Source organism: Moorena producens PAL-8-15-08-1 (assembly GCF_001767235.1).
Classification (GTDB): Bacteria; Cyanobacteriota; Cyanobacteriia; order Cyanobacteriales; family Coleofasciculaceae; genus Moorena; species Moorena producens_A.
Genome location: NZ_CP017599.1, coordinates 2,769,645 through 2,785,823 on the forward strand (window position 1 = coordinate 2,769,645; position 16,179 = coordinate 2,785,823).

12 protein-coding genes and 1 pseudogene are annotated in these 16,179 nt (G+C 40.9%); 4 read left to right on the forward strand and 9 right to left on the reverse strand.

Annotated elements, in window-relative coordinates:
• Nucleotides 1-56: 56 nt before the first annotated feature.
• The 4 genes and pseudogenes from BJP34_RS10495 to BJP34_RS36525 form a co-directional block, all read right to left on the reverse strand.
• Nucleotides 57-2,417 carry a ComEC/Rec2 family competence protein gene (locus BJP34_RS10495; protein ID WP_070392296.1) on the reverse strand — a complete coding sequence of 787 codons (2,361 nt, stop codon included), beginning with the start codon at nt 2,415-2,417 and terminating at the stop codon, nt 57-59.
• Nucleotides 2,417-2,896 (reverse strand): DUF4079 domain-containing protein, encoded by a 480-nt coding sequence (locus BJP34_RS10500; protein ID WP_070392297.1) that lies wholly within the window; start codon nt 2,894-2,896, stop codon nt 2,417-2,419. The genes BJP34_RS10495 and BJP34_RS10500 overlap by 1 nt, the downstream gene beginning before the upstream one ends.
• 575 nt (nt 2,897-3,471) lie before the next feature.
• Nucleotides 3,472-4,365: a hypothetical protein gene (locus tag BJP34_RS10505; protein ID WP_070392298.1), complete on the reverse strand. Its 894-nt coding sequence runs from the start codon at nt 4,363-4,365 to the stop codon at nt 3,472-3,474.
• A gap of 284 nt (nt 4,366-4,649) precedes the next feature.
• Nucleotides 4,650-4,793, reverse strand: a pseudogene (locus BJP34_RS36525) (IS200/IS605 family transposase); the annotation flags it as partial.
• Nucleotides 4,794-4,850: 57 nt separating this feature from the next.
• Between BJP34_RS36525 and BJP34_RS10510 the strand changes: the two are divergent.
• The 3 genes from BJP34_RS10510 (at nt 4,851) to BJP34_RS10520 (ending at nt 8,745) form a co-directional block, all read left to right on the forward strand.
• Nucleotides 4,851-5,747, forward strand: coding sequence for an SGNH/GDSL hydrolase family protein (locus tag BJP34_RS10510; RefSeq protein WP_070392299.1), 897 nt, complete (start codon nt 4,851-4,853; stop codon nt 5,745-5,747).
• A gap of 422 nt (nt 5,748-6,169) precedes the next feature.
• Nucleotides 6,170-7,531 (forward strand): pyridoxal phosphate-dependent decarboxylase family protein, encoded by a 1,362-nt coding sequence (locus tag BJP34_RS10515; protein ID WP_070392300.1) that lies wholly within the window; start codon nt 6,170-6,172, stop codon nt 7,529-7,531.
• A 38-nt stretch (nt 7,532-7,569) separates the two neighbouring features.
• Complete coding sequence (locus tag BJP34_RS10520) at nt 7,570-8,745, forward strand: PLP-dependent transferase (protein ID WP_070392301.1); 1,176 nt, start codon at nt 7,570-7,572, stop codon at nt 8,743-8,745.
• A gap of 9 nt (nt 8,746-8,754) precedes the next feature.
• Here BJP34_RS10520 and gntT read toward each other — a convergent pair whose 3' ends face one another.
• The 3 genes from gntT to BJP34_RS10535 all read right to left on the reverse strand — a co-directional run bounded on the left by gntT (nt 8,755) and on the right by BJP34_RS10535 (nt 13,548).
• Nucleotides 8,755-10,113, reverse strand: coding sequence for a guanitoxin biosynthesis MATE family efflux transporter GntT (gntT, locus tag BJP34_RS10525; RefSeq protein WP_070392302.1), 1,359 nt, complete (start codon nt 10,111-10,113; stop codon nt 8,755-8,757).
• 998 nt (nt 10,114-11,111) lie between these two features.
• A complete protein-coding gene (locus BJP34_RS10530) occupies nt 11,112-12,497 on the reverse strand; it encodes a DUF2330 domain-containing protein (RefSeq protein ID WP_070392303.1) in 1,386 nt (461 codons plus the stop codon).
• 40 nt (nt 12,498-12,537) lie between these two features.
• Nucleotides 12,538-13,548, reverse strand: a complete 1,011-nt coding sequence (locus BJP34_RS10535; RefSeq protein ID WP_070392304.1) for an RnfABCDGE type electron transport complex subunit D — start codon at nt 13,546-13,548, stop codon at nt 12,538-12,540.
• Between the two features lie 192 nt (nt 13,549-13,740).
• Here BJP34_RS10535 and BJP34_RS48665 point away from each other — a divergent pair, with 192 nt between their 5' ends.
• Nucleotides 13,741-13,863, forward strand: coding sequence for a hypothetical protein (locus BJP34_RS48665; protein WP_267876534.1), 123 nt, complete (start codon nt 13,741-13,743; stop codon nt 13,861-13,863).
• Nucleotides 13,864-13,937: 74 nt separating this feature from the next.
• On the opposite strand, the gene BJP34_RS10540 is transcribed toward BJP34_RS48665, so the two are convergent.
• Together BJP34_RS10540 and BJP34_RS10545 are read right to left on the reverse strand one after the other, a co-directional pair.
• Nucleotides 13,938-14,849 carry an alpha/beta fold hydrolase gene (locus BJP34_RS10540; protein ID WP_070392305.1) on the reverse strand — a complete coding sequence of 304 codons (912 nt, stop codon included), beginning with the start codon at nt 14,847-14,849 and terminating at the stop codon, nt 13,938-13,940.
• 218 nt (nt 14,850-15,067) lie between these two features.
• Nucleotides 15,068-15,793: a hypothetical protein gene (locus tag BJP34_RS10545; protein ID WP_070392306.1), complete on the reverse strand. Its 726-nt coding sequence runs from the start codon at nt 15,791-15,793 to the stop codon at nt 15,068-15,070.
• Nucleotides 15,794-16,179: the final 386 nt, after the last annotated feature.

Below are 16,179 nucleotides of genomic sequence, written 5' to 3' on the forward strand. Positions count from 1 at the left end.
CAGTCATATCAAGTCCACTGGCATAGGGAATTCTATAGCGGGAAATAGGATCACCATCAAGGAAAATCAATGTCTATCTCAATATCTTCAACAGTAGTCTTAAAACCACCATCCGGTGTCCACTGGATAGCACCATCACGGCCTGTCCAATAGAGGATCATCTTAGCATTGCGCATTAGCTTCGCCGTGTAGGAATCCACTACATTCGATGATGCGATCGCAATTTTTGGCTGCAGGGCATCGAGGAATTCTGGCCTCAGACTTTTTCCGGACCACCAAAGTACTTGTAGCTCAGGGAAACGGATGGTTTTGGCTAACTGTTTTTGGAACCCTGGTTTGAGGTCTCCTAGGAGTAACCAATTTTGGTCAATGATGCGCATCAGCAACACTGGTGGTTCACTGTTGACTAATTCTATTGATGTAGAGCCAACAGAGAGTATTTCACCCACTGGAATTGGTTGGTAGTTAGCCTCCCTAGAGGCTACTGCACTAGCGATAGAGTTACGGGTGACAATATCGTTCCAATTTTGAGCCTGAGACAATGGTGGTTGTAAATCAGTGTTATCGTAGAATGTCTCGATCGGCAAACTACCGAGAACCTGAACCCAACCACTTCTGAGTTGGGGCTGCTTGTCGAGAGCAACCGCCCAATTAATATGATTGATACCTTGCTTTTGCAGAAAAGGCAGCACTGTAAACCTGACTGTATCAGGGTTGCCACTATTGACCAAGGTTACTTGTCCCTGGTTTTGAATCACTAAAATTTGGTCATTTCCTGTAGCTAGCACTGTAACTTGAAACAATTTTGACGCTTGTTGCCATTGGGGCAATACCACCACAGTGACAGCAACTAGACTAATCAGCCACCAACGAGGATGTAACCATTGAATCAAGCAAGCTAGAACAATTAGCCCGTAGAGAAATAACAGTTGCCCTAGGGAAATCTTGCTCACCGCTACAGAACTGCCTGGCAACTGATTGAAAAATTGCACTAGTCCCATTAGTCCATGGGTTGGGTAATACAGTAACCAAGCCAGCCCACTTCCTGCTGTTGGCCAAATTAGTCCTGCCAAGGCGCTGACAATTCCCCCCAAAGTGATAATAGAAATTAGGGGTGTAGCAATAACACTAAGTGGTATAGAGTAGGTGGCAACAACTTGAAAAACATAAAGTTGCAGGGGCAGAGTCCAAACTGCTGCTGCAATTGGCACAGCAACTAGGGATGCGATCGCAGGTGGCAACCAATCCAAACGTTGGATAATCCCTGATGCAGTGACTAATAATCCTAGGGTGGCCAGAAAACTCAGCTGAAATCCCACATCCCAGATCCACAAAGGATTAAATAGGAGTAACAGTGTTGCTGCTAACAAGAGTGACCCTAAAGGCTTCACTTTCCGTGCCGTCACTAAAGCAATTAGGGCACCCAGCCCCATCAGAGCCGCCCGCATTACCGATGGCTGGAGTCCAGTTAATGCTACGTAAATTAACAGTACACTCAAGCTAATACTGAACTGCTTTCCTTTGGTTAACCCCCTGGTAAGGGCTAAGACAAAACCCAACAGTAAAGAGACATGGAATCCAGATGCTGCTAAGGTATACGCTAACCCAGCCTGAATAAATTGATCGCGGATATCGTAGGGCAAATCAACAGCACGACGTCCTAAAACCATTGAACTGATTAAAGGACCTGTGGGAGAGCCTAATAAGCTAACTTGGGAACGGATAATACGTTGTCGCAGTCTCCACCATCCCCAGGGTTTGCCAATAGTTTCCTCATCAAAGTTTATTTGACGCCCACTCAAACCAGCAAAAGCCCCTTGACGGGCAAGATAGGCTCCAAAATCGAAGGCTCCCGGATTAGTCACTGGCTTGGGTTTATATAAAACCCCAGTTACGCTAATTATCTGACCTGGATATATCCCAGTTCCTTGAAGTAATGGCACAGTCACATACAACTTGCCTGTCACTCCTTGACTGATCGCTCCCCCATCTTCGCGACTTTCAATTTCAGTTAACTGAGTAGTTTGTAACCAAAGTTGTGTACGCTGATTTCGGGTCAGGCGAGGCATACTCTCCACTTTGCCTTCAACCTTAAACACTTGCTCTGGCGCAATAGTATTGCTTGAGGGGACATATTCGCTAATGTCATTCAGTTCTGGTTGTGGTACCCGCAATTGAAAATAGACCACCGCCAAGGCCGAGATTAGTCCTGCTGCTACCCATAATCTTGGTTTTGGTCCTGTGCGCCAGAAACTGGGGAATGCGATCGCAGCCACTATCCCTGTGACAACCAATCCTGTCACCAAAGCTCTGTACTCTTGCCAGGGAATCTCACCAGTCGGTAAGTTGAGAATCCCTGTAGAAAGTAAGCCCAGAATATAAGCAAGACTTATTACTGTACCACTGGCAGGCTTCATCAGATCGATAAACCTAGCTTTAAGCCCAAAACAACATGAAGCAATAGCAGGCAAAGTGCCGTACTTCCTAAGTAGGCATGAACGCTACGGATCAATGCTTTGTTCCCGCCAAAGCCAGTCAAGGCAATCACCCCATTAGCAGCCAGCAAAATCACTACGATGGATCCTGTCCAAAAGTGGGGGCTTTCGAGAATTGGCTGATACTGCATTACCAGAGACAAAACCCCACCGGTGTAGCCACCTGCGATAAAAATGAACATCCAGGGTGCTATTTTGCGATGATCACTGCGACTCTGTAGAGCTATTTCAGGATCAGATACTACTCGGCCACGCCATCCTGCTATTCCCACAAAGCTACCCATAATCAATACCACAATTCCCATCATCAATGGGTGTCCCCAATGCACCACTGGCTCAGGAAGCCCTAAAATCCTAAATTGGTTAGCAATTGGTTCTAACAGCTGACTTAAATTTCCCACCGGTTTAAAACTATCCTCTCGATTAAGGTTGACCTAGCTTAGGTAACCCTCTTTGTAGCATATTCAGAATTTGATTGGGCAAGACACTGTCAACATTCCCAGATACCGGTGTTTAGATTCCTTGACACTTGTCTAAAACTAGGAAACAGATAATTCAAACACTGGCAGCTCAACGTGAACAAACGATCACACCAGATCTATAGAAGGCTGGCTGGATAGATCCTTTGCCTGTCCCTGGTTAAAAGGAGATGCAGGGCTTTAGCTCCCAGGGCAAAGCCATCTAAATTTTTTTTGACAAATGAGATAAGACTATGCATCGAAGACTTTGAAGAAAACCTGTAAGGGGATCTCCGAGAGATCCCCATTTGTTAGAGGGCGATGCGGAATATCCGACACTACGCGAACGCTTACTAGCTGATTAGTGACAATCAATTAATCACCCACATTTCGCACCCCGCCACTGTCACTACTTTATTTTTGATAATGATAAGATTTTTTTAGAGCTATAGTAATACTAAATAGCTTAGGATTACCCTGGCAAATTGAGAACTAGTATATATCAAAATTAGTAAATACTAATTTTTTTCTGTCCCTAATGTAGCTTTAGAGTTTTTTTTAGCAATGCCTTTACTATAGACAAGCCAGGTAAAGATGACTAATCCAGCTTCGGTTCCTACTAAATCGTGAAGGATATGAAATAAAGCATTGAAAGTCACTTGTGGATCAGTATAGGGATTCCCTCCAAACTTATCTAGAAGAAACACAAACGTTAAATTTACTCCAACTGAAAAAATGGGGAAAAGAATAATTTTCCAATCTTGGAGTATCTTATAGCCTCGATAGGTCAACACGCCCAAAACTAGAGTAAGTGCAATATAAATAGGAATCTTAAAATTATCGTTACCGGCTTTATAACCTAAAGGGTACAAAATTGAAACCACTAACAGACTAATCGCAAACACAATATTAATTAAATTGGTGATTATAGTAGTCTTCTCCACTAACCCATCCGCCCACAGCGCAAATGCTGAAATCAAGAAAAAATAAAACATGAAATTCAGCATCGTAAAATCGTTTTGATAATACCAGCATTGGGTGACGTGCCAACCAATTTCTGAAGCGATCGCCACCATCACAAAAGCTAGACCCAGTTGAGACGCAAAAATACTTCTCGATGGCAGTCCTAAGTTTTTTAAACTGTTGTAAAAAATTCTCATCGCCAGAGGGATGAGGGCAAAAACCAGAACGTGGGTGATAATTAATCCCAGTTTCCAACCATCGACTATACAGGTTCTAGACGTGCCCGTCGGGGATTCTGCGATTCCGGGCAATGTGGCGAGAATATAGCCAAATCCAGCTAAACCAATTAAGAAGCACAGTGCAGTAAACCCTAAGTTGGTAGTAAAAATTTTGCCATCGTTATTTTCTTCAAGAGCTTCCTGGGATTTAGTAAATTGCTTTGAAGACATTCAAAAGCTCCTTAAGCTCATAGACTACTTAAAAAAATCACCGAAATCGCCGGAGTAGGAGTCTCCCCACATCCTGATATATAGTAGTAATTATCTCATAAAAACTATTCCTTGAATCGAATAGTTAAGATAAATTTTAGGTTATCATTAATAAACGTTAAGTAAGGATCAAATTTATGATAATTCCGTTACATATCTTTGTTAATATATAGATTGCTTTACAAGTGTGATGGCTAAAACCTCTGTACTTTAGTCGGGGGATATAGGCGAACAGATGAATTGATTCATCCGTGATGCGGGTCGTTAATGTACGCTAAAACTTTGTGAGTGCTAATCTGGCCAGTGGTGTCAAACATCTACAAATGTGTCCACAAACTTGGCAATCTTAACAGGTCGGTAAATTCTTGTCTAAGCAATAATGATATTCGTAATTGGTTTGTTCATTGCTGTTACTATACCTCACGCTTACTAGGAAACGCTATAGTATGAAGCAAAAATTATCCCCAAAATTGACCTTAATCGCCGCTTATTGCATCAGCCTATTGCAGTTTTATACTACCGCAGAGGCGGTCACCATCGATCAATGGTCTCTAAAGATTATGCCTTTAGGAGACTCAAACACTCGTGGTAAAGCATTGGATCGAGCCGGATATCGAGATGACCTGTGGGCATTGTTTAAAGATAATGGCTATAAAGTAAATTTTGTGGGTAGCGCTACCTCAGAAAATCCCGAAATAGTTTTAGGCCAAAACAACACATATGTGTTTGACAAAGACCATGAAGGGCATGGGGGATTTGCCATAGCTGGTGTTGGAGCATCCAATGCGTGGTCGGATTTAAACTCCGAAATAGAAGATTGGCTGAAGCAGGCAAGACCGGAGATTATCTTATTAATGGCTGGAACAAACGACATCCTTTTTCAGAATGAAAGTCCTGAAGATACGGTCAATGAAATGATTTTACTCATTGATAAAATTCTCGCCTGGTCAGATCAGGTATATTTGTTTGTCTCTTCAATTCCCTCCATTAACCCCTCTGGACTGCAGGATGGTACTCTCAAGACTCAGAAAGGTGATAAATACAATAACCTATTGGCAAATTTGCTGACGGTAGAAAGTTATAAAAACAAGAACATTCGATTTATTGATAACCGCAATTTATTCACCCCTGATGACATGCTTGAGGATGGTATTCACCTAACCCCAGAGGGTTACAAAAAGTTGGCTCATGCTTGGTTCAAAATGATGCTCGGCATCGGTACTAGGGAAAAGCAAGATGATAGTCCTATAGATGTTCCGGTTGAGATCGAGATCTATGGTAGTTTAGAAAAAAATTTACAGGGTAAGCGCATCATTAAAAAATTGCTAATCCCTGATAGCTGAACGCGCACGCGTGTGCGTAGCACATAAGCTGATCGCACCTCAAGTAGCACCATCTGTAGCGCATTAGCTGTAGGGGAAGCTCTTCTGAAGGATTTTGCTAATTGCTGACCATGAGCATAGATCCCAAATGGCTTCTATAGGTTTTCCGGAATGAATTCACGGGGCGATCAAGCTCCTACTTTTTTCCCGTGTGATTCGATGTGCTATTATAAAAAAGTCAGTTTACATAGTTATAAAGCCAGGTTGTTGTGATATTGATTTATCAAAGTTTTCAGGCTTCCTTTCTCACACAATCTGTATCAAGTGCTAATTTTTGCACTCCGATCTCCGCTTATCCGGACTGGGCGGCTTGATCGCGATAGGAATTGGTGATATCCAGATAGCTTAGACTGAATTACCCTAAACTTAGTACAACAATTAAGATGCTAACAGAACAAGACATTGATCAATGCTTGAAGATGCTGGATGGCATCTATACTTTATCCGAACCCGAAAGATTGGAGAGGATTGAAAAATTTGTTAAGTCTACCCTGTCTATTACTCCAGATATCTACAGTCCAAAAAACTTAAAATACTTATTTTCTTATCCCGACCCCATCGGTGTTTTTGCAGATTTCGTATCTAACTACATTAATTCTAATATTCATACTGAAGAATGTTCGCCAATTTTTACTCGGTGTGAAGTAGAAATGGTAGAAACTCTGTTACCACTAGTCGGTTATCCTGAAGGGGATGGTATCTTTTATCCGGGTGGTACGTTATCTAATTTGGCATCTGTATTCTTAGCGGTACAACGAGCAAAAGTTAATTTAGGACAATCAGTCATTCTAATCTCTGATCATTCTCATTACTCTGTTGAAAAAGCCGCCATAATTTGTGGAATTAAAAATATTATCAAAGTTAAAACAACCACAAAAGGAGTCGTAGATATAGAACATTTAAGAGAATTAGTCAGCCAAATAAAAGCTGATAATCTCAATCTAATTTACTTTTGCTGTGTGATGGGTTCGACTACTTTGGGAACTTTCGACCCCGTAGAAAAAATATTGGAAATATTCCAAGAATTCGCGATTAAACCTTGGATTCATTTTGATGCAGCTTGGGGAGGCGGGGTTTACTTTAGTGAAGATGCAGGGTTTTACAGAAAGCTGAGTAGTTTGTCAGATTCGATTGTATTAGACTTTCATAAATTTCTTTCAGCCCCTCTATTATGCTCAGTCTTACTGGTGAAAGACAAATCTGTTTTAGTGGATGAAGTAACAGCACTTAATGGTAATTATCTATTTACCAGCAACCAGAATATAAAATATAGTCTCAGCCTCAAGTCTTTACAATGTTCCCGAGAAGCCTATGCCTTTAAGCTCTGGCTAATGTTCAAACATCATGGTCTTGAACACTTTCAAAATTTAATTCAAAAATACTATGAAAATCAGGAAGAATTAATAAACAAACTTTCTGATCGAGTTTTATATGTTGTCGAACCCCAGTATTTTAACGTGGGTTTATGGTTTATTCCTAAAGAAATGGAAGTGAAGGAAACTATCACAGATTACACGGCTGCAGAAATTGATAAAATCGATCAACTTAATCTCGCTATCTATGATCAGATAGTTAAGGATGGCTTTATGAAAGTCAATTCATATCATTTTAATAATCTTCCTCTATTTATTCGGATTATTGTACATCATGGAAATCTGACAACAGACATGATTTCTGAAATTGTTGCTTATTTATATAAAATCTATGAATCTGTTGGATCAAGCCCTTGTAAAAGTCTAATCTAGAAGTCCAAAATTACAATAATTTACAGGAGGAATAGAAAATGGCCAGAGTCAGAAAGCCTGAATCCTACACTAACTCAATTATAACACCGATTTATCAAAATACAGCTTACTATTATGACGATCATAAAACTTATGTCAAAGCCTTACATGAAGGATCGATCACAAAAGGCCGCTATGGCAGGTATCATAATCCAAATTGGGAAGAAGTAGAAGGAAGATTAGCCCAACTTGATGAGGCTGAAGATTGTTTACTCTTTCCCAGTGGAATGAGTGCTATTTACAGTACTTTAATGGCGTTCGCAAAATCTCAAAGCTGTTTCGCAACAACTTGCTATCTATATAAAAACACAAGACGTGTTTTTGAGAATCTTGATAAACTTGGGTTCAAAACTTTGATTTTGGATAATTCTGATTTATCTGAGTTGATGATATCACTCGATCAAGTCAGTCAAGATATTAATCTTCTCTTCTTGGAAATCCCCTCTAACCCTCATCTTTACCTAGCAGATATTGAAAAAATAAAAAAGTTGTTAGAACCTGATACGCTTCTCGTTGTCGATAGTACCTTTGCCAGTCCTTATAATTTTAAACCCTGTTTATGGGGGGCAGATGTAGTCATTCATAGTTGTACTAAATATCTCAATGGCCATGCTGATGTAGTACTGGGAAGTGTTGCTGGTAAAAAAGAAGCGATCGATAAAATTAGAAATTTTAGAAATATCAATGGAGTCATTCCTAGTCCTCGCGATGTGTTTACATTGGGTCAACACTTGAAAACGTTTAACTTGAGAATGGAGTCTCTTAATGCTTCAGGTCAAAAACTGACTGAGTTTTTAAATTCGCATCCTTTAGTTTCAAAGGTATATTATTTGGGGTTAGATTCTCATCCTCATCGAGAACTCTCTAAGAAATATTTTACTAATGGATATGGCGGTGTTGTGACCTTTGAACTCAAACTTTCAAAACGTGAGACATCAGAATTGATTGACAATCTGAAAATCCCATATATTGCTTCTAACTTTGGTTCAGCGGAAACCTATATCGAACAGCTTGCTCCCTTTACCTACTACTATTTATCCGAGGAGGATAGAAAATCATTAAATATTACAGATAGTCTGATTCGACTTTCCATCGGCTTTAATGATCCAGTCGATAGTATTATTGATGATATCGATTGTAGTCTTGCTCGATATATTGCTACGGAAGTACATTAGAAGATCTCGTCAGGATTTAAGATTATAGAGAGGATTATTTTGCCTGATACCTAGCATTTCTTTGATAAATAGAACATTAATATAGAGGGTTCGGACAATCATCAAAATCACCAGAGACAACCATAAAATATGGTTATCTTGATGAAACCAAGCTAAAACACTGAGCGGGATAAATCCAAAAAATAAACCGAGTAGAGCAGAATTGCGAATAACGGCTGTATTGGCAAAACCAATAAAGTATCCATCAAACATAAAAGCAATAGCATTAAAAACAAGAAGTGGAAGTAACCAAAAAACATAGATTTTGATTTCATTAATGATTTCCATCTGATTAGTTAAAAATCCAAATACAGTATGAGTAAACCCGATGGAAATACCAGAAAAAATTAGGGCGAATAAAACTCCCGTTCCTACTGTAACTGCAACTAAAGAAGGTAAGCGATCGCGTTTGCCCTGACCTACAAAATTTCCTGTTAGGGTTTCTGCGGCTAATCCAAAACCCTCAATAAAAGAGATCGTCAACAAAAACACTTCGATCATTAAGGCATTTGCTGCTAAAATCTGCGTTCCCATTGCCGCACTGATATTGGTAAAAATAACAAGGCTGGCTCGATTGCTTAAAATCTTAATAAAAGTATCTCGATTAACAGCAAAAACGGTTTGAAATCCTGAACGCTGCCAAATGGAATGACTTAACTGCTGAATTTCTTGCAATCGAACATCCTGACTGACAAAGAAGATTCCCATGAATAAGGTTAAGTATTGACTCAAACAAGCAGAAAAACCGGCTCCCATACTGCCCCAATGCCATTGAATAATAGAAAAGTAATCAAAGATAATATTGCCTAAATTGCCAAAGATTGTTATCACTAGCACCTTACCACTCATCTCTTTTCCTAATAACCAACCGATCACGACTAAGTTAAGTGCCACTGCGGGAGCACCCCAAATACGGGCATTAAAATAAGCAATACCAGAAGATTTAACTTCATCAGGAGCATCGAGTATAAGAAACCAAATTTTCTCGATAGGATATTGTAAAATAACAATTAATACACCCAGTACCAACGCTATCAATCCATTGCGTAAACCTACTAATAACATGGCTTCGCGGTCATCTTTGCCTACAGCTTGAGCCGTCGCTCCGGTTGTTCCCATCCGCAAGAAGTGTAAAAGTCGGTAAAGATAGGTAAACAAAACCGTTGCGACTGCAACTCCTGCTAAGTGACGAATTTCTGTCAGATGTCCCAGGAAAGCAACGCTGACCAAGCCCGATAAGGGAATCATGATATTGGAGAGGGTATTAATGACCGCAAGCCTGTAGAAGCGGGGTAGAAGACTGTCTGAGTTTAAGCGGGCAAATTTCATCGGCTCAACTATCAACTTTATTTGTATTTTTAAGAGTAAATATTAACAAAAAGTCCGCTTAATTTAAAAAAAATTATGGAATTTAAAAAATTCCACTTTCTCTGAAACACAGGATAGAAATACAACTCAGATCAAGAACGATTATGATAGCTGGTCAGCTACCTAAAAAGGAAGGCTAGAAGTCCCGTCTCTTTAGAGCGGGGTGCTGACGTTCAGCGAATTTAAAATAGAGCCCATGGTCAGAGATTTTGCTAACGTTTGATAGCTAGCAGGATGACCCGCAAAATATCCCGACAGATAATACCTGGGAGGTTCATAATGATTTTCAGCCGTTAACGGAGCCAAAAATTGATAACTAAGCAAATATTTGATAATCAAAAATGTATTAATACACGATAATTTACAGTTCAGACAATAATACAATTTTTCCTATAAATTAACATAAAAAAAAATAGTTAAATTCCCAAACAAGTATCTATTTTTTGGAATTTATGTGTGGCATTATAGTCCATACTATATAAACTAATTGGTGTATAATTTGCATTATATTCAACGACAATAACTTTGGAACTTATACAGCTGATGGCATCAATACTATGATAGTAATTACCATCAATATTGTCTGATAATATATCGATTTAATTAGCGTCTATCTGGGCATAAATTAATTGATTAAATTTTTTTATAAGAAATAATTTAATGATTTTTTTATAATCATTTTCTATGACTTGCTGCTGGGGGGGACTTGTCTAAAACCCCACGGTTTTTCTATTAGTTTACATGCTAAAAAATGCTTGGATTCAATTGGATATTCCAGGATGTGGTTCAATAATTGCTATGTTTTTATGCTCACAAACGGCTCGATTATCTTAAAGGGATGAGAGCTGCTGCCCTGATCCAGTTTACTTTATAGGCGACTTGTCTCCCTCCCAGCAAGTAAGAAATAACCAGTAAAACAAGTAACCAATTAACAAGTCACAAGTAACGATTTTCATGGTTTACCAAAGATGTCTCCACCAAGGAGTAGGCTTAACATCAGGAAAATCGATTTTATTGCGGATTTCATCAATATCCCATCCAGTCAACTCAGCTAAGGTTTTAGCTTCCTGTTGCAATCGTCGATTTAACGATTGTTGATAGTCAACTCCTGCGCTACAGCTCATCTTTCCAGTAAACGGATGACGAAGGATATATCGTCCCTGAAACAATTCACGATTGGAAGTTTCCTGGAACATCAAATCTTCTGGGAAGGTATCACGGGTATAGCGAACATGGAGGCGAGTGATATAAACATTATTAGATCTTCGTGAAACATTATTAGATCTTCCTGAGTTTAGCCAAAAGACACCTGATTTCCGGAGTTCTTCCCAATTGAGGGGGTTAGCTGAACATGGATCACAACTAGCCATATCCCAAGCATATTCAAGAAAAGCTACTTTTTTCCCTTCACCCTCGTAAGCAGTTTGGAACATAGCAGTGTAGAAATCACCAAACTCTGCTTTGACAAATACTGGAATTTCAGTATTAGAAGGAATCTTCACCGTGCGGTAGTTTGTAATTTCAGCCTGACCTCGGGGTGATAACACATAAACAATCAGGTCTTGCTCACCCGTAGCATTCATCATCCCTAAGCGAATGGGCAGCATAAATCGGGGAGACTCGTAAGCCATCTGGAGGGGTCGCAACCTTTGGTAGGCAGTTTTGTCAAATTCTTCCAGATTCACATTGGGGTCAAATTCGTGCAGATTCACATTGGGGTCAAATTCGTCGAGATTCACTTTGGCAAGGAAAAATTTCATATTCTGGCGGATGTAGGGTCGCAATAGCCGATTTGCTCCCCGTGGAATTTTGTAACCGTTGCGTCTGAGCCAGGTTTCTAAACCTCTAGAGTCCCTAGCACTTAGGATAAGAATGTTATATTCTCCAACTGAGAAGCGCTCCTCTACCGTGACACCTAAACTACGATCATAAGCATCCGGTCCCCTTGTGCCACCTGGACGACCTAGGTCTGCTGGCGCACTTTCGAGATACCTTCGGTTATCGGCACAGGGGTTTGGGTCAAAATATTCCACTAGTCGAGGTGCACTAAACTGATCGAGGCGTTCAATAATCTTAGGGTCACCTACATTCACCTGTTCTCGCTGAAGCACCACAGGAACTGGGACAACCATGGCAAAGTCTTTAACATCCCCTTGATAGTCATTTGCCATGGTTAAAACAGTGCGATCGCCATCCCGAGCAATTATCACTTGAGAGGTCTGGTTATATAGTTTACTATCAGCTTTGGCGACATAAAACCCACAAAAACCCCAGGCTTTTTGAGCCAAGCCTAAACTCAATAAAACCGTTATCAAAATAGTACTTATAACCCGAATAATTTTCATTATTATTTATTTGTTTGTCTTTAACTTAAGTTAATAAACGTCATTCAACAGAGTCACTATCATGCCAGGAAAATCTCGTAGATGACCAGATAAAATCTAAAAGTACGCTCAAAGGGGATAGGGCAAACAACGCCCAGAAAATAGCAGTAGGCATGAAGAATTGATTGCGCAATATAAAAGTGAGTAAGGCAATACACACTGCCCAGAGCAATCGACTAATCGCTGCATTGGGGATTGAGCGAGGGTCGGTTAGCATAAATAGGGCAAACAGTAACAAAGACCCACTCATCAACCGATGGCAAAATACATCCCAACTCCAGCCAAGCCAGAGATTTCTAATCCCTTCTAAAACGGCATAAGCACCCAAAAACGCTGCCGTTGTATCCCATCGTCCTACCCGTTTTAACACCATACTCCCAGTGCCCGCAAATAATAGAGCATACCAACCATCATCCCCCCACTGTCCGGGAGAAACCCAAGCATCATTGGTTAGGATAAGAACAGCAATAATTCCAAAATTGGCTGGATTAAAAAAATGCTTGCCCTCAACTCGGAAAATAAATTTACTCAAAATTCCTAGGGAGCCTGCTAAAACCATAGTGCTATAGTTATCAGCTCGTAGCAGCAGGCTCAAGCTTAAGGCTGTAATCATAGCACTTTTTAGGGAAGGGGATTGGGGAGAACTCGAAAAACTAGCATCATTATGCTGGGATAAATTTGGTGGTTTTCTCAGCAGATTAAGACTTATTTCTAAGGTTTGAATTTTGCACCATTCAAGGGTAGATTCAAGGGTAGTTTTAAAATCGAGTTTGGGATTAAACCCCGAAGGAAGGCCAAGGAAAGGAAGGCGAAGGTACCCAGAGTTTTTGATTGCGGATCTGTATTTGGGGTTTGACCAAAGACATGCTGCTAACCACTGAGTTAGTAGGCAGCTGACGATTACAACTAGAATCAAGTCTGGTCTTAGTGTCCAGTCCCGAGTGCTGATGCCCAAGACTAGGAAGATGGAGAGAAACAGAATTTGATTGTTTCGGGGGTCTTGTTGCCACATTATTTACGCATTCTGATCCGACTGTTAAAGTAATCAGGGCGCTCTTTATGGATCAGGTTTAACACAAAAAAAGATGCTAACTCTACCAAGACTAATGCAACAGCGATTAGCAAATGTTTCCCCGCTACTAATACCAGGGTAAGGAAGCGATCGCACCATACTTTCCAAAGCCCTTTACAAATACCTTGACAAATGCTAGCTACTGTTTTTGATTGGTTAATTCAGTATGATCTCAAGTATAGTCGGGTCAGTTATCAGTGGTCAGTTACCGATTACTCATTACCGATTACCCACTTCACTCAATTATTCCATTAATAATCAATGGAGAATTCTAAGGGTTATACATTAAGCAAATGTCCGGTATATGGCCAGAACATTGCCCATTGTAATTAACTGTAATTAGCCAAAATTTGACGAATTTGATCATCAATAGTCTCTGGTTTCTCCACCATCGCCATATGTCCACATTCAGCAATTTCAATCACATTGTCCCCACAGGATTGAAAGAGACTGTGAAAACTAGCCAGATGACGCACATATTTCGGTTCCATTACCTTATCCTGAGTACCAGCAATGAAATAAACAGGTTGTTTGAGTCGGGAAACAACCTGAGGTAAGCGATGCACCTCAGCTTCTGTGGTAGAATCTAGTAACGTCCTCAGTGCAGCTTCCGCGTTAGCAGTAACAAAATCAATAACCCGTTGACGTCCCCATTTCCGGGAAATAGGATGCGCTACCTGAGCCCGGGTAAACAGTAAATCGAGTAAAGGGACATAACACAACCAACGGGGACGGCGTTTTACCAACTGCTCACCAGCCAGCCGAAAGCGCTCAAATTCTTCTTTAAGATAAATTCCACCACCAGCATTAAGACAGATTACCCCTTGAATCCTCTGAGGCAGCAAATAGGCACCCCATAGAGCAATGCTACCCCCTAGGGAATGACCAACTAACCAAGCTTGTTCGATTCCCAGTTTTTCTAACAGGATGCCCAAGTCCTCAGCATAGGCAGCTAAGCTATAGCGGTCAGTGGATGAAGCAGCAGTCTCAGGACATGGTGATTCCGAGTCCCGGTTAGATGTTGAGCTTTGAGTGTTATGAATTTGGGACTGGGATTCACCGAATCCCCGCAGGTCATAGATCAGACACTGATACTGCTGTGACAAGCTATAAATTAGAGGTTGCCAATAGCTACGGCTTAACAGCCAGCCGTGGATGAAAACCAGAACAGGGCAGGATGATTGGGTAGGAGGTGTTAATTCGTAAGTATGGGAGACTCCTAGGATGTTAATGCTTGCCATACCTTGATCTTATCGAAGAATTAACAGGATAGGAAATGAGTCAGTGATTTTAATCACATGTGGTTTGTCCTTACTTGAAAAGTAGGCAGGATGACGGACTTAGGCACCAAGAGCCTTAAAACCCGGTTTCTGGTTATAAATCAAAGGCTGAAATCGTTGTAATTATTTTAAGAAACTGGGTTTGCGGCATAAGTCCTGTGCTTGTCACCCAATGATCACTAAAACACTTGACCTAGTAATCGGCGCCGAATACTTTCAGCAATTTTTTGACCTAAATAATCGGGAATCAAGTTTCCGTTAGGGCCTAGTAGGTAAAGAATCAGCCGGGTTCGTCCCCGCCACACCAGCAAGTTGGCATTGACCACCAGTAAATCCTCTTGCCAGATGGCATACATAACTTTGTAAAATAATCCAGGTTGGTTATTTGCCTCAATTAACAGCGCTGGTAGATGAAACACTGGGTCTACATAAAATTCTGTTTCTACCTGCTTCAAGCCAGCATCGAGATTAAATTCCACTGCCAGCATTTGTTCCACCTCAAAGCGCCCTGCCAAAGCCTCTCTCAGGGCACGGCAGACATTTTCTGAGGTTTTGTGGGTCAGCGCTTTCCGGTTACGAGACACCACTAGTTTCATAAACACCAGCATTGGTGGACTAATTTGACCATAAAGACTGAGACTGTGGATAGTCAGTCCATAGGCAGTCAGAACGCCAAAAATGTCACTGAGCAGAAAAGACTCATTCCGGTAAGCAAAGTGCAGGACACTTTTTGAGCCTTCCGGTTTGATCTCAATTACAGCATGTTGGGTTTTATAGAGTCGGTAAGCAAGTCTGAGGTTGTGCAGTTGGATCTCACTACTAACAAACTGCTCATAGAACTTAGGAAACGCTCGGTTGAAGCGTTTCAGGATTTCTTGTTGGGATGATTTCCAACCCACAGTCATCGATAGGGGTAGGTGGCTATTCTTGTTTATCAAAAGGTGCGCGCCCGTTCGCGCCCCGCGTCGGCCTTTGCCTCAAGGTGCTACCCAAGGTCAGGGAACCCGGCCTTGGAGGGGCGCACCGCCACGGGAATTTAATTCTTAATGGTAAGAGCGCACCTAAGCTTTTTGAGTTAACACAACCCGGTAAGCTTGTAGAGGGACTTACAAAAATACTGATAAAAGAGCCTTAAATCTATATATAGATAGAGTTTAACATTGATTGGCTTGATTTATTGATATATCTGGGTTTGAGCCCTTTTTGGCTATTTGGTGTATTTCCAAGGGTTTCGTCTGGGTTTGAGGCTTTTGTCTTGCTCAAAACTCTCGCGCGTCCCCCGAGGCAACAA

Excerpts from the sequence above, each read along its gene's own strand:
- BJP34_RS10495 (WP_070392296.1), bottom strand. The coding sequence starts at position 2,417 with ATGAAGCCTGCCAGTGGTACAGTAATAAGTCTTGCTTATATTCTGGGC.
- BJP34_RS10505 (WP_070392298.1), bottom strand. The coding sequence starts at position 4,365 with ATGTCTTCAAAGCAATTTACTAAATCCCAGGAAGCTCTTGAAGAAAAT.
- BJP34_RS10510 (WP_070392299.1), top strand. The coding sequence starts at position 4,851 with ATGAAGCAAAAATTATCCCCAAAATTGACCTTAATCGCCGCTTATTGC.
- BJP34_RS10515 (WP_070392300.1), top strand. The coding sequence starts at position 6,170 with ATGCTAACAGAACAAGACATTGATCAATGCTTGAAGATGCTGGATGGC.
- BJP34_RS10520 (WP_070392301.1), top strand. The coding sequence starts at position 7,570 with ATGGCCAGAGTCAGAAAGCCTGAATCCTACACTAACTCAATTATAACA.
- gntT (WP_070392302.1), bottom strand. The coding sequence starts at position 10,113 with ATGAAATTTGCCCGCTTAAACTCAGACAGTCTTCTACCCCGCTTCTAC.
- BJP34_RS10530 (WP_070392303.1), bottom strand. The coding sequence starts at position 12,497 with ATGAAAATTATTCGGGTTATAAGTACTATTTTGATAACGGTTTTATTG.
- BJP34_RS10535 (WP_070392304.1), bottom strand. The coding sequence starts at position 13,548 with ATGTGGCAACAAGACCCCCGAAACAATCAAATTCTGTTTCTCTCCATC.
- BJP34_RS48665 (WP_267876534.1), top strand. The coding sequence starts at position 13,741 with ATGCTAGCTACTGTTTTTGATTGGTTAATTCAGTATGATCTCAAGTAT.
- BJP34_RS10540 (WP_070392305.1), bottom strand. The coding sequence starts at position 14,849 with ATGGCAAGCATTAACATCCTAGGAGTCTCCCATACTTACGAATTAACA.
- BJP34_RS10545 (WP_070392306.1), bottom strand. The coding sequence starts at position 15,793 with ATGACTGTGGGTTGGAAATCATCCCAACAAGAAATCCTGAAACGCTTC.